A 13,353-nucleotide genomic window follows, 5' to 3' on the forward strand; every position below is an offset into this window, starting at 1 on the left:
AGTGCCTTTTATCTGCTTGCCTAAAAGGTGGTCAGAACCCTTCGAGGATCCGCTGGGCGACGGGGGCCATGCGTTCGCGGCTGGCGCGGGTGGCGTAGACGATGCTTTCGAGCTGCTGGTAGGCGAGCTCGAGATCGTCATTGAGGATGAGGTAGTCGTAGGCGTGGTACAGCTCCAGCTCATGGCGTGCGTGCCTGAGGCGGATGCCGATCTGCTCGTCCGTGTCCTTGCCCCGGCTCCGCAGGCGCCGCTCCAGGGCCGCCGCCGAGGGGGGCAGGATGAAGATCATGCGGGCGTCGGGGATGGCTCGCCGCAGGTTCAGGGCCCCCGTCGTCTCGATGTCGAGCAGCACGTCGCGGCCCGTGGCCAGGACGCCGTTCAGCCAGGCCCGGCCCGTGCCGTAGCGGTGGCCGTAGACCTGCACCCACTCCACGAAGCCGTCCTCGCGGACCATGGTCTCGAAGCGGTCGTCGTCGATGAAGAAGTAGTCGCGGCCGTCCACCTCGCCGGGCCGCGGCTTCCGGGTCGTGAAGGAGATGGAGAAGCTCAGGTCGGGCACGCTTTGCACCAGCCGCTGGGCGAGGGTGGACTTGCCCGCGCCGGACGGCGCGGAGACCACGAACACGTTGCCTGGATGCTGGATCAAGGGCCCCTCCAACCTCCACTTTAGCGGAAGCGCTGCCCAGGCTGCTTTGAGGGGGCAGGACCTGCCCGCAGGCCCTGGTCCCGCGGGCTAATCGAAGGTCTCGGGCTCCGGTGCGGGCTTGGGCGCCTGCTTGAAGATGGCCGAGGCGCTGCGCCGCCCATCCATGACGATGTGCAGGGGCGCATCCACCCGGCTGTGCACGAGGCAGCCCGATCGCGAGACCACCGGCTGTTGGCGCAGCCAATCCCAGTCCAGGCGGCTCGATCCCCGCGGGTAGGGCACGGTGAAGTAGCCGATGTTGAGCGAGGTCACGTTGTGGAAGAAGTGGGAGCCCAGCGAGGCGTCCGCCTGGAAATGCTCCATGGCGTATTCGACGATGACCTGGGCGCAGGAGATCATGGACCAGGTGATGGGGATGCCCAGGTGCCGGTCGTTGCTGCCCCAGCGGCCCGGGCCCAGCAGCACGTACTTGCCGCCCTCCGTGCGGAAATGGTCGTTGAGGTGCTCCAGCTGCACGGCCAGGGCGGGAGTCTCGAACTTGTCGAAGCCGTCGGGATCCACCCACACGATGTCGCGCAGGCCCTCGACCATGCCGTTGCCCACGCACTTTTCCGAAAAGAGGAAGAGGTCCTCGGGCACGAGGTCCGAAGCCACCAGGTTCACCTCGCCGTTGTCGAGGAGCTGGTGCTTGATCTGCAGCAGGGTGAAGGTGGGTTTGCCGCTGTTGGGATCCTTGTCCAGGTTCACGGCGAACTCGATCTCGACGGGCGTCTCCATGGCCTCGCGGATGAGTTCGAGCAGGCGTTGCAGGATCTTGGCCAGGGGAAACTGGTCGTACTTGAGGATGTTCCGGAAGTTCACGATGCGGGCGCCTGGGCTGTCCAGGCCGTCGCGGATGCGGTCGTCGTTGTTGTCCCAGACCGAGGCGCAGTGCTGGAGGGCGCCGTCCTTCTCGGCCTCCGAGATGTCGAGGGTGAGCAGGGTGGCATCCTCGCCGCCGTAGAGGTCCACCGAGGTCTGGCTCATGTCCAGGGCGTAGAACTGCTTCTGCGTGGTGCGCAGCTGCTCCTTGGGCGGCAGCATGTCCATCTCCGGATAGGGCGGCGCGAAGCGGTAGGTCTTTCCGCCTTCCACGACGTACTTCCCGAGGCCCACGGCGATGTTGGCGATGCCGTCCTGGGGCTGGGTGTAGGCCACGGGGTAGTAGTTGAAGGATTGCGCCACGCCGGAGATGTGCGGGTAGAAGCGGTCACCGAAGCGGCTGCCCGAGACCTCCTGGATGAGGATGGCCATCTGCTCTTCCTCGATCTTGTAGTCGATGGCCGTGAAGTAGGAGCGCGAGGCCTTCGAGTAGACCGAGGCGTAGACCAGCTTGATGGCCTCCGTGAGCTGGGCCTCGCGGACGGCCGGATCGGGATCGTTGTTGGGCAGGAAGAAGGTGTTGTAGAGGCCCGCGAAGGGATGGGACAGGCTGTCCTCCAGCAGGCCCGAGGAGCGCACTGCCAGGGGCACCTTGGCGTGCTTGGTGAGGAAGAGACGCAGCTTGGCCACCAGCTCGGGGGAGAGCGAGCCCATGAGGAAGCGCCGCTTGATGGCGTCGTCGTCCACGTCGTTCTGCAGCATCTGGCGCAGGCCGTTGCGGGTGATGAAGCTGTTGAACTCCTCGGTGCCGATGATGGCCGAGCGGGGGATGCGGATGCTCGCGTCGGGCAGCAGGTTGTCCAGGTCCAGCCTGGAGAGGAGGGAATGCATGAAGGCGACGCCGCGGCCCTTGCCGCCCATGGAGCCCGGCGCCAGGCGGAGGATGTTGGGCTCGTCCTTGGGGGTGGATTCCGTCAGGGGGATCACCTTGCCCAGCGTCCTCATGCGCTGCACGTAGTCGCCCACGTTGATGAGGAAGGTGCGCATCTCCTCGGGATCGCGGTAGTCCGTGATGCGGAACTTGGCCAGCACGCGGGCCACCTGCACCTCGCCGCGGGCCATGATCCAGGCCGAAAAATGGTTGCGGGAGGCGTGGTAGACGAGGGATTCCACGGGCACCGTGCGCAGCTTGGCCTGCAGGTCCTCCATGTCCGTGGCCCGGGTGATCTCGGCGCCGTTGGCGTCGCGGAAGATGAAGTCGCCGAACCCCAGGCTTTCGTAGAAGAAGTTGGAGAGTTCGGCGCCGAGGGTGTACGAGTTCTTGTTGAGGAAGCCGCTGTTGATGGCCGTGGCCCAGGATTCCTTGAAGGGGTCGGACGACTGCAGCAGGGTGGGCAGGTGGGGGTTGCGGTCCTTCAGGGCCTTGATGAGCTTGATGCCGGCCTCGCGGTCCAGCACCCCGTCCTTGGGGAACTTGCGGTCCGTGATGAGGCAGAGCATGTAGTCCTGGTACTTGTCGCAGAAGGCCATGGCCTCTTCGTACGTCGTGGCCAGGATCACCTTGGGCCGGACGCGCATGGAGAGCGTGCGCGTCATGCCGTCGATGGCCTGGTCCTTGGCGAGGCGCGTCGTCTGCTTGAGGATCTCGGCGTAGAGGATGGGCAGGTACCGCGAGTAGTAGCGGATGCTGTCTTCGACGAGCAGGATGACGCGCGTGAGGCCGACCGCCGTGTCGTTCTCGACGTTGGCGCGGTCCTCCATGAACTTCACCATGGCCATGAAGATCTCGGGATTGCCGTTCCACACGAAAATCTGGTCGTAGTGGCGGTGCAGCTCCTGGCGCCGCCGGTCCATGGCGCCCACTTCGACATTGTCGTTGAGCAGCAGGTAGATGGGGATCCGCGGTGCGGCCTTCTTGAGGGCTCTGGACAATTCGAGGTGGCCGCCCTGGCCGAGGCGGCTCATGACGATGATCATGTCGAAGTGGCGGGTGGAGCACTTCTCCAGGGCTTCTTCCACCGTGGAGACGTTGATGACCCGGGGCGGGTTGCTCATGTTGAGCTGGTAGTAGCCGTCGAAGAGGATCTCGGTGAGCAGGCCGTCCTGCTCCAGCGTGAAGGCGTCGAAGGCCGGGGCCACCAGCAGGATCTCCCGCGTGCGCAGGGGCATCAGATCGTGGAAGATCTCCTTGTCCGAGGCGTACTTGCGGAAGATCTCATTGAATTCGCGACTGATCATCGGGAAGGCCTCGTCTCTCCGGCAGTTTACTTCCAACGCAGAAATGGGGGCCATTCGGCCCCCATTTCTGCGATCGCGAAAGGCTGGTGGTTACACGAGGCCCTGGTCGATCATGGAGTCGGCCACCTTGATGAAGCCGGCGATGTTGGCGCCGTTCACGTAGTTGCCGGGGGTGCCGAAACGGGCGGCGGCATCCGCGCAGGACTTGTGGATGTTGATCATGATCTGGTGCAGGCGGGCGTCCACTTCCTCGGCGGTCCAGCCCAAGCGCATGGAGTTCTGGCTCATCTCGAGGCCCGAGGTGGCCACGCCGCCGGCGTTAGAGGCCTTGCCGGGGGAGAAGAGGATCTTGCCGGTGTTGGCCTGGAAGAATTCCACGGCTTCCAGGGTGCTGGGCATGTTGGCGCCTTCGATGACCGCCAGGCAGCCGTTGGCCATCAGGTTCTTGGCCTCGTCGAGGTTCAGCTCGTTCTGGATGGCGCAGGGCAGGGCCACGTCCACCTTCTGCTCCCAGGGGCGCTTGCCGGCGTGGAACTGGGCGCTCTTGAACTTCTGGGCGTAGGGGGCGACGGACATGCGGTCGATGCGGAGCATCTCTTCCATGTAGGCGATCTTCTCGCCGCTGATGCCATCGGCGTCGTAGATGTAGCCGTCGGGACCGGAGATGGTGACGACCTTGGCACCCAGCTGGGTGGCCTTGGTGACGGCGCCCCAGGCCACGTTGCCGAAGCCCGACACGGCCACCTTCTTGCCTCCGATGGAATCGCCCTTGGTCTTCAGGGCCTCTTCGGCGAAGTAGACGACGCCGTAGCCCGTGGCTTCGGGACGGATGAGGCTGCCGCCCCAGTACTGGCCCTTGCCCGTGAGCACGCCGGTGAATTCGTTGGCGAGCTTCTTGTACATGCCGAACATGTAGCCCACTTCGCGGCCGCCCACGCCGATGTCGCCGGCGGGCACGTCGGTGTCAGCGCCGATGTGGCGGTAGAGCTCCATCATGAAGGACTGGCAGAAGCGCATGACTTCCGCATCGGACTTGCCGTTGGGATCGAAGTTGGAACCGCCCTTGCCGCCGCCCATGGGCAGGCCGGTGAGGCTGTTCTTGAAGATCTGCTCGAAGCCCAGGAACTTCAGGGTGTCGAGGGTGACGTTGGGGTGGAAGCGGATGCCGCCCTTGTAGGGGCCGATGGCGCTGCTGAACTGCACGCGCCAGCCCGGATTGACGCGGATCTGGCCCTTGTCGTCCACCCAGGGCACACGGAAGCCGATGGCGCGTTCGGGCTCCACGATCCGCTCGAGGATGGCGTTCTTCTTGTACTTCGGCTCCTTCTCGAGGACGGGGGCCAGGGAGTGCAGGATTTCGGTGGCAGCCTGGATGAAGAGGCTTTCCCAGGGAGCCTTCTTCTTGAGGCCCTCGAGGACTTCGTTGACGTACTGGCTCATGGTTCCTCCAAAAAGGAGAGTGTTGAGAAAGATTGGGCGCGAGCCCGGTGCAGGGTGGTCTGGAAGGGGTGCCGCGGAGCCCGTCCCGAGGCTGCGGCGGCATGGTTCGAAGGCCGGAAACAGGACGACATGACTCTAGCCGGAGGAACCAGAACCGGGGAGGGCCGTGGGATCAAGAGGTGATGAGAAGCACTAAATGGGGGCCTTTTTCAGGATTGTACGTCGATCTCTTGACGGATTGTCAAGGCGCATCTCGCAGAATCTATGCCCGTTCCCTGCGACCATGGGGCATTGCCCAGGTGCCCCGAAACCATGTCCCGTGCCGAGCGCTTGCTCCAGTTGATGCAGGTCCTGAGACGCCACCAGGCCCCGGTGCGCGGGCAGGTCCTGGCCGAGACCCTCGACATCAGCCTGCGCACCCTCTACAGGGACATCGCCTCCCTGCAGGCCCAGGGTGCGCGCATCGAAGGCGAGCCGGGCCTGGGCTACCAGCTTCGCCCGGGCTTCACGCTGCCGCCCCTCATGTTCACAGAGGAAGAGATCGAGGCCCTGGTGCTGGGCCTGCGCTGGGTGTCCGAGCGGGCCGACACGCAGCTGGCCGAAGCCGCGCGGGAGGTATCGGCCAAGGTCGCGACGGTCATCCCCCAGGAGCTGCGCCGGGAACTGGAGGCATCTTCCCTGCTCATCGGCCCTTCGAAACCGAAGCCCGAGGGGGACGAGGAACTGGCGCAGATCCGCCGCGCCATCCGCGGCGAACGGAAGCTCGGCATCACCTACCGCGACCTCCGGGGCGGCGATTCCACGCGCACCATCTGGCCCTTCGCCCTGGGCTTCTTCGAACACACCCGCGTCGTGGTGGCCTGGTGCGAACTGAGGAACACCTTCCGCCATTTCCGCACGGACCGGATCCAGAGCCTGAGCGTGAGCGAAGAGCGCTATCCGCGCCACCGCCGCGCCCTGCTGGAAGCCTGGCGGGAGGCCGAGGGCCTCGGAGTCAAACTCACTGCTGACGGAAACTGACAGGGGGGCTCCTACCTTGGTCGGAAGGGGTGGCAGGCCGCCACCTCCGGTCCAAGGAGCCCCCGTGCTGAACCCGAACTTCACCCTTCTCTACGTCGACCAGCCCCTGCGCAGCGCGGCCTTCTACGGTGACCTGCTGGGTTGCGCACCCGTCGAATCGGGGCCCACCTTCGCGATGTTCGTCCTGCCCACGGGCCTGAAGCTGGGGCTCTGGTCCAAGCACACGGTCGAGCCCGCCTTCGAGGCGGCGAAGGGGGGCCCGGGCGGCGGCGCCGAACTGGTCTTCACCGTCGATTCGGCCGAGGCCGTCGAGGCCGCCCACGCCGCCTGGAAGGCCAAGGGCCTGCCCATCCTCCAGGCCCCCGTGGCCATGGATTTCGGCCGTACCTTCGTGGCCCTGGATCCGGACGGCCACCGTCTGCGCGTCTACTTCCCCGAGGAGAACGCATGAGCGGCATCCAATCCCGTGTCCAATCTCGCACATGGATCGCCGTCGCCTCGGCCGAGCACGTGCGCCTGGGTCGCGCGCAGGGCTTCATGCAGGTCTGCCACGGCAAGGACGCTCCCTTGCGCCGCATGGGGCCCGGCGACGTGGTGATCTACTACTCGCCCTCCGAACGGATGGGCGGTGGCGCGCGGCTGCAGGCCTTCACGGCCATCGGCCACGTGAAAGAGGGCGATCCCTACGCGGTCCAGATGGGCGCGGACTTCAGGCCTTTTCGAAAGGACGTCGCCTGGATGCCCGCCTCGGAGACGCCCATCGCGCCGCTGCTGGCGCGGCTCTCCTTCACGACGGGACAGCGGAACTGGGGGGCCAGATTCCGGTTCGGCGTGTTCCAGATCAGCGAGGCGGACCGGCGGATCATCGCCGAGGCCATGGCCCTGGAACATTGAATCCAAAAGGATGATCTTTGCGCGGGCTCCGGCCATGCTTGAACATCACCACTCCGGAGTTTGAATGCGCCTTCCATCCATTCTGGCAGCCTGCCTCCTTCTCGGGCCCGCCGCCCTGTTGGCCGCGGGCCGGGAGAACGGGGGCGCCAAGGCCTTCGACGGATGGCTGGCGCAGCACTACCGGCCCGGCCGGGCGGGCGCCTCGGTGCTGGTGAAGCGGGGCCGCCAGGTGCTGTTCCGCAAGGCCTACGGCCTGGCCAACCTGGAGCTGGGCGTGAAGGCGACCCCCGAGAATGTCTTCCGCATCGGCTCGGTGACCAAGTCCTTCGGCACGGTGATCGTGCTGCAGCTGGTGGACGAGGGCAAGCTCTCCCTGGACGCGCCCATCTCGACCTACCTGAAGGACGTGCCCGAAGCCTGGAAGAAGATCACGGTGGCCCATCTCCTGAGCCACACCTCCGGCATCCCCAGCTACAGCGCAGGGCCGCAGGGCGGGTACGCGGCCCTGCGGGCGAAGCGGCGCAGCCTGGATGAGGTCATCGCCACCTTCCGCGACCTCCCCCTGGAATTCGAACCCGGAACGGCCTTCACCTACAGCAACAGCGGCTTCCTCATTCTGCAGAAGCTCATCGAGACGATCACGGGGCGGGGCTTCGCCCAGAACCTGCAGGCGCGCCTCGTGGAACCGCTGGACCTGAAACACACAAGGCAATGCGAGGTCGACCAGGTGACGCCCGGCCTGGCCACGGGCTACACGGACGGCGGCCACCCCACCTATCCGGCCCCCCTCGACATCGCCTTCATGGATGGCGGCATGGTGAGCAACACGGCGGATCTGGCGGCCTTCACCGAGGCCCTGCACGGGGGCAGGCTGCTTCGGCCGGAGACCTATCGCCGCATGATCACGCAGGTTCGCACCCCGGACGGCCAGGGCGTTGGATACGGCCTGGGCCTGTGGATCCGCAGCTCCCAGGGCCACACGCTGGTGGGCCACGGGGGCGACGTGGTGGGGTTCAGCGCGGAAGTCGAGACCGACCTCGCGAACCACACCGTGGCCGTGATCCTGCAGAACGAAGACAAGTTCGGCTCGACGCATGCCGTCAACGTGGAGTACCTCAGCCGCCGCCTGCTGGCCCTGGCGGGAGGGCGGCCCCTCCCCGAACCCAGGGCCGTTGAGGTGCCCGAAGCCCAGCTCGCCCGCCTGGTGGGCACCTACGCCTCTCCCCTGGGCAAGCGGGTGATCCGCCTGGAGAAGGGCCGGCTGGTGAGCCGCAACAACGGGGGACGGCCCTACACCCTGCAGGCCTCCTCGCCGACCACCTTCTTCATCGAAGGCAACGAACTGCGCCTGCGTTTCGTCCTGGAGGACGGGCGGGCCGTGGCCGTGGAGAAGTACGAGGATCAGGGGGATGCGGGAATCCTGGCGCGGCGCGAGATGGAGTCCCTTTGAAACGGACGGCGCCGCGAATCCAGATCCCCGAAAGCCGGCCTTCGACTCCCATGACGAGGAACCCATGACCGATCTGTCTGGTCCCGCGGGCCGCCGCCCGGGATTCGCCCTGCATCGCGTGGAGGCCTTCAGCGACGCGGTGTTCGCCTTCGCCGTCACCCTGCTGGTGGTGTCTCTGGAAGTGCCCCGCTCGGCGCAGGAGCTCTTCCGCACGCTCTGGGGCTTCCCCGCCTTCGGCATCTGCTTCGCCTTCCTGGGGCTGATCTGGTTCGATCACCACAGTTTTTTCAAGCGCTATCCGCTGACGGACCTCCGCACCCTTGTGCTCAACATGGTCCTGCTCTTCGTGGTGCTGCTCTACGTCTACCCCATGAAGTTCCTCTTCACCCTGCTGGTGAACGGCGTGCTGCTGAAGCAATCCGTCGGGGCCCTGAACAGCGTCGCGGAAACCAAGACACTGATGGTGGTCTACGGCCTCGGCTTCCTCACGGTCTACGCCGTGCTCTTCCTGATGCACCTGCATGCCTGGCGGCAGCGCGGGGCGCTGGGGCTTTCCCCCTCCGAGTGCCTGGAGCTGGCCGGGCGCCTGCGCCGCTTCCTCATCAACGGAGCCGTGGCCCTGCTTTCCATTTCGCTCGCCCGTTTCACCTCCGACGCCGGGTCGCTGGCCGGCTGGACCTATGCCCTGCTTGCACCCGCTCAGGTGGCGAACGGCGCCTTCACCCGGAGTCGCATGCGTCGGGCTCTGGCGGCCGGTGAAGCTGGGCTTGCGGCAGACTGAGCCGCGCTTCCTTCGCCCATGAGGGGCCTTCCACCCTAGGATGGTGCTTACCATGCCCAGGACGCGCCCGGTCTTCCAGCTCAGGGCCAGGATCAACCTCCTGGTCTGCCTGATTCTCGCCCTGGTCCTGCTCGTGACGGGCCTCATGGTGCACTGGCGGATGGAACAACAGACCCGGGAGGCCCTGGGCGAGAAGGCCATGCTGCTGTCCCGCCTCGTGTCCGAGGCCGAGGTGGTGCGCGAGGGCCTCGGCGGCGGTCGCCCGACGGCCCAGGTCCAGGACTATGCGGAGCAGGTGCGGCTCGAGTCGGGCATGGACTACGTGGTCGTGATGGACATGCAGGGCCTGCGGCTCTCCCATCCCAACCGCTCCCTGATCGGCGCCCGCTTCGCCGGAGGCGACGACGCCGATGTCTACCGAGGCCGCTCCTACCTGTCCGTGGCCAAGGGCACGCTGGGCGTCTCCCTGCGGGCCTTCACGCCGGTCCGGGTGGGGGATCGCCAGGTGGGGGCCGTGGCCGTTGGCATCCTCCAGTCCGGGGTGGACCGCGCGGTGGTGAGCATCCGCAAGCGCATCGCCCTGGGCGGCCTCATCGGCTTTGCGGCGGGGATCCTCGGCGCCATGTACCTGGCGGGCCGCATCAAGCGGATCCTCATGGGCATGGAGCCCCAGGAGATCTCGACCCTGCTCCAGCAGCGCAACGCCATGCTGCATTCGGTGCGCGAAGGCATCATCGGCGTGAACCGGGAGCTGGTGATCACGGTCGTCAACGAGGAGGCCCTGCGCCTCTTCGCCCTGGCGGGCAGCCACGGCGCCCTGGTGGGCCGCAACGTCGAAGACGTGCTGCCCAGCTCGAGGCTGCGCGCGGTCGTGGAGACGGGCCAGGCGGAGTACGACCAGGAGGGCGACATCCTGGGCCTGAAGATCCTCACGAACCGGGTGCCCGTCCTCGTCGATGGGCGCATCTCCGGGGCCGTGGCCACCTTCCGGGACAAGACCGAAGTGAACCGGCTGGCGGAGCAGCTCACGGGCGTCCGCTTCTACGCCGACGCCCTGCGCGCCCAGACCCACGAGTTCATGAACAAGCTGCACGTGATCCTCGGCCTGGTGAAGCTGGAGGAGTACGGGCGGCTCAAGACCTTCATCACCGACGTGGCGGGAAGGCTGGATGACGAAGTGGGTTTCGTGGTGCAGCGCATCAAGGATCCCGTCGTCGCCGGCTTCCTGTTGGCGCGCTTCTCTACGGCGCGGGAGCAGAACATCCTCATGCGCCTCGACGAGGAGGCCTTCCTGCCGCCCTGTCCCGAGGACGCAGCTTCCCACGACCTCGTCACCGTGCTGGGCAACCTGCTGGAGAACGCCGTCGAGGCCATCGGCGAGGGGAGCCGCCGGGAGATCCTGGTCTCACTCCGCCCCGAGGAAACCTTCGTGCACCTGTCCGTCACGGACAGCGGCCCGGGCCTGCCCGAGGGGCTCCTGGACAAGGCCTTCACGCTGGGCTTTTCCACCAAGGGCGAGAACCGCGGCTTCGGGCTGTGGCAGGCCGCTCGCACCATCGAGACCCGGGGGGGACGCCTGGTGGGGGAGAATCAGGAAGGCGGCGGGGCCCGCTTCACGGCCTCACTCCGCCTGTTCCCGGGGGGGGAGCCATGATCCGCGTGCTGCTGGTCGAGGACGATCCCATGGTGGCCGAGCTCAATCGCGTCTACCTGAGCCGCGTGGCGGGCTTCGAGATGGTGGCCTCGGTGCGGAGCGCCGCCGAGGCCCTGGACCTGCTGCGGGACCGCCCCGTGGACCTGCTGCTGCTGGACATCTTCATGCCCGGCCAGAGCGGCCTCGAGCTCATGGAGGAGATCCGGCGGCAGGCCCTGGACGTGGACGTGATCTTCGTGACCGCCGCCCGGGACACGCGGACCATCGACCGGGCCCTGAAGCTGGGCGCCGTGGACTACCTCATCAAGCCCTTCGAATTTGAGCGGCTCAAGCAGGCGCTGGATCGCTATGGCGAGACGCGCCGTTTGATCCGAGGCGGCCGGGCCCTCGATCAGACCGAGCTGGACCGGCGCCTGGCCCGCCAGCCCGTCGACGGCCCCAAACTGGAAGGACTGCCCAAGGGCCTCGATCGCAACACCCTGGACAAGGTGCTGCGGGCCATCGAGGCCTGGCCGGGGGAAGGCCCCGGGTTCACCAGCGAGGACATCGGCCAGCAGGTGGGCATCTCCCGGGTGTCCGTGCGGAAGTACGTGGAGTTCCTCTGCACCCTCAGGGTGTTGCGCATGGAGCCGGGCTATGGCACCGGCGGGCGGCCCGTCCACCGCTTCCAGCTCCAGCGGGCCCACCTGCCGCAGGCGCAACGTTTCCTCTGACCGGTTCCCTGTGACCTGAATTACAGGCCCCGCTTACAAAAGTTCCAAATCCCTGAATCAAGTTCCAGAACGCACATGCGTCTTCCGGGCGCCCCAGACTGGGGCAAATCACCAGGAGGTCCTATGTTCAAGCGCGCCGCGTCCAAGCTGTACAACTGGGTCGCGTTCACCATCGTGCTGGGCGCGCTGGTGGGCCACTTCTTCCCCGGCGTCGCCGTGAAGATGCAGCCCCTGGCCGACGGTTTCATCGCCCTCATCAAGATGCTCATCCCGCCCGTGATCCTCTGCAGCGTGGTGCTGGGCATCGCGGGTTCCGGCAGCATCAAGAAGGCGGGCCGGGTGGGCGGCAAGGCCATCCTCTACTTCGAAATCGTCAGCACCCTGGCCCTGGTGATCGGCCTCGTCATGGCCAACCTGTTCGGGCCGGGGCGGAGCTTCCACGCGGATCCATCCAAACTCGATCCCAAGCTGGTGGCCGGCTACGTGACCCAGGCCCAGCACCTGACGGTGACGGACCACCTGCTGAAGATGATCCCCAAGACCATGTTCAGCGCCTTCACGGATGGCGACATCCTGCAGGTGCTGCTGATCTCGGTGCTGCTGGGCTTTGCCGTAGCGGCCCTGAACGAGAAGCACAAGACGCCCCTCATCGGCTTCCTGGAGAACCTCAGCAAGGCCTTCTTCGGCGTCATGCACCAGATCCTCTACCTCGCGCCCATCGGTGCTGGTGCGGCCATCGCCTACACCATCGGCAAGTTCGGGCTGAAGTCGCTGCTGCCCATGGCCCAGCTCATCTTCCTCTTCTACGCTACCTGCGCCCTCTTCATCTTCGTCGTGCTGGGCATCATCGCGCGGCTGGCGGGCTTCAACATCCTCAAGGTCGTGGGCTACATCAAGAGCGAGCTGCTGCTCGTGATGGCCACCAGCTCGTCCGAATCGGCCCTGATCCCGCTCATGGAGAAGATGGAGAACCTGGGCCTTTCTAAATCCATCGTGGGGCTGGTCATCCCCACCGGCTACTCCTTCAACCTCGACGGCACGAACATCTACATGACCCTGGCCTCGCTCTTCATCGCCCAGGCCCTGGGCATCGAGCTCACCCTGGGCCAGCAGCTGGGCATCCTCGTGGTGGCGATGATCACCAGCAAGGGCGCCGCCGGCGTCACAGGCTCGGGTTTCATCACCCTGGCCGCGACCCTCGCGGTGGTACCCGGCATCCCCGTGGCCGGCATGGCCCTCATCCTCGGCATCGACAAGTTCATGTCCGAGGCCCGCGCCATCACCAACCACATCGGCAACTGCATCGCGGCCGTCGTGATGGCCAGCTGGGAGAAGGAGCTGGACTGGGATCGCTTCCACGCGGTGCTGGGGCGGACGCAGCTGCCTGCACCCGCTCCCGTGGCCGAGGTGCCGGCGCTGGCGGGCGAGATGGACTGAACGCGGCGGCGCGGGGAAGAGGCGGGGGCTCAGGCCCCCGCTTTTTTCGCTCTTCCGGACAGGTTTCCCCTTGTTCCTGGAATTGTTCCTGGAATTTCGGGCTGGACGTTTGAAGCCATCGGCAAACCCGGGCCCTGCGAATGGGTGATGACGAGACCATGCGCCGCTTCCGCGCAGGGACTGCCATCGCGTGCGCATTCACGAGCCCCGGCTTTGAGA

At 66.3% G+C, this 13,353-nt stretch carries 11 protein-coding genes; 8 read left to right on the top strand and 3 right to left on the bottom strand.

Features of this window, described 5'->3' with window-relative positions:
* Positions 1 to 31: 31 nt before the first annotated feature.
* The 3 genes from gmk to gdhA all read right to left on the bottom strand — a co-directional run bounded on the left by gmk (position 32) and on the right by gdhA (position 5,185).
* Positions 32 to 643 carry a guanylate kinase gene (gene gmk / locus QSJ34_RS09500; RefSeq protein WP_420798840.1) on the bottom strand — a complete coding sequence of 204 codons (612 nt, stop codon included), beginning with the start codon at positions 641 to 643 and terminating at the stop codon, positions 32 to 34.
* Positions 644 to 733: 90 nt separating this feature from the next.
* On the bottom strand, positions 734 to 3,745 hold the full coding sequence (locus QSJ34_RS09505; RefSeq protein ID WP_285574369.1) for a PEP/pyruvate-binding domain-containing protein: 3,012 nt from the start codon (positions 3,743 to 3,745) through the stop codon (positions 734 to 736).
* 90 nt (positions 3,746 to 3,835) lie between these two features.
* Positions 3,836 to 5,185: an NADP-specific glutamate dehydrogenase gene (gene gdhA / locus QSJ34_RS09510; protein ID WP_285574371.1), complete on the bottom strand. Its 1,350-nt coding sequence runs from the start codon at positions 5,183 to 5,185 to the stop codon at positions 3,836 to 3,838.
* Positions 5,186 to 5,497: 312 nt separating this feature from the next.
* Between gdhA and QSJ34_RS09515 the strand changes: the two genes are divergently transcribed.
* From QSJ34_RS09515 to dctA, 8 genes are all read left to right on the top strand, one after another.
* Positions 5,498 to 6,205: a helix-turn-helix transcriptional regulator gene (locus QSJ34_RS09515; RefSeq protein ID WP_285574373.1), complete on the top strand. Its 708-nt coding sequence runs from the start codon at positions 5,498 to 5,500 to the stop codon at positions 6,203 to 6,205.
* A 64-nt stretch (positions 6,206 to 6,269) separates the two neighbouring features.
* On the top strand, positions 6,270 to 6,656 hold the full coding sequence (locus tag QSJ34_RS09520; protein WP_285574375.1) for a VOC family protein: 387 nt from the start codon (positions 6,270 to 6,272) through the stop codon (positions 6,654 to 6,656).
* A complete protein-coding gene (locus tag QSJ34_RS09525) occupies positions 6,653 to 7,099 on the top strand; it encodes an EVE domain-containing protein (RefSeq protein WP_285574378.1) in 447 nt (148 codons plus the stop codon). Before QSJ34_RS09520 ends, QSJ34_RS09525 begins: the two co-directional genes overlap by 4 nt.
* 64 nt (positions 7,100 to 7,163) lie before the next feature.
* On the top strand, positions 7,164 to 8,549 hold the full coding sequence (locus tag QSJ34_RS09530) for a serine hydrolase (RefSeq protein WP_285574380.1): 1,386 nt from the start codon (positions 7,164 to 7,166) through the stop codon (positions 8,547 to 8,549).
* 64 nt (positions 8,550 to 8,613) lie between these two features.
* Complete coding sequence (locus QSJ34_RS09535; protein WP_285574382.1) at positions 8,614 to 9,330, top strand: TMEM175 family protein; 717 nt, start codon at positions 8,614 to 8,616, stop codon at positions 9,328 to 9,330.
* A gap of 52 nt (positions 9,331 to 9,382) precedes the next feature.
* Positions 9,383 to 10,984 carry a DcuS/MalK family sensor histidine kinase gene (dcuS, locus tag QSJ34_RS09540; RefSeq protein ID WP_285574384.1) on the top strand — a complete coding sequence of 534 codons (1,602 nt, stop codon included), beginning with the start codon at positions 9,383 to 9,385 and terminating at the stop codon, positions 10,982 to 10,984.
* Entirely contained in the window at positions 10,981 to 11,697 is a 717-nt protein-coding gene (locus QSJ34_RS09545; RefSeq protein WP_285574386.1) for a response regulator, read from the top strand. Before dcuS ends, QSJ34_RS09545 begins: the two co-directional genes overlap by 4 nt.
* Before the next feature lie 123 nt (positions 11,698 to 11,820).
* Positions 11,821 to 13,134, top strand: a complete 1,314-nt coding sequence (dctA, locus tag QSJ34_RS09550) for a C4-dicarboxylate transporter DctA (protein ID WP_285574388.1) — start codon at positions 11,821 to 11,823, stop codon at positions 13,132 to 13,134.
* Positions 13,135 to 13,353 lie beyond the last annotated feature (219 nt).

The organism is Geothrix limicola (assembly GCF_030268085.1).
GTDB lineage: Bacteria > Acidobacteriota > Holophagae > Holophagales > Holophagaceae > Geothrix > Geothrix limicola.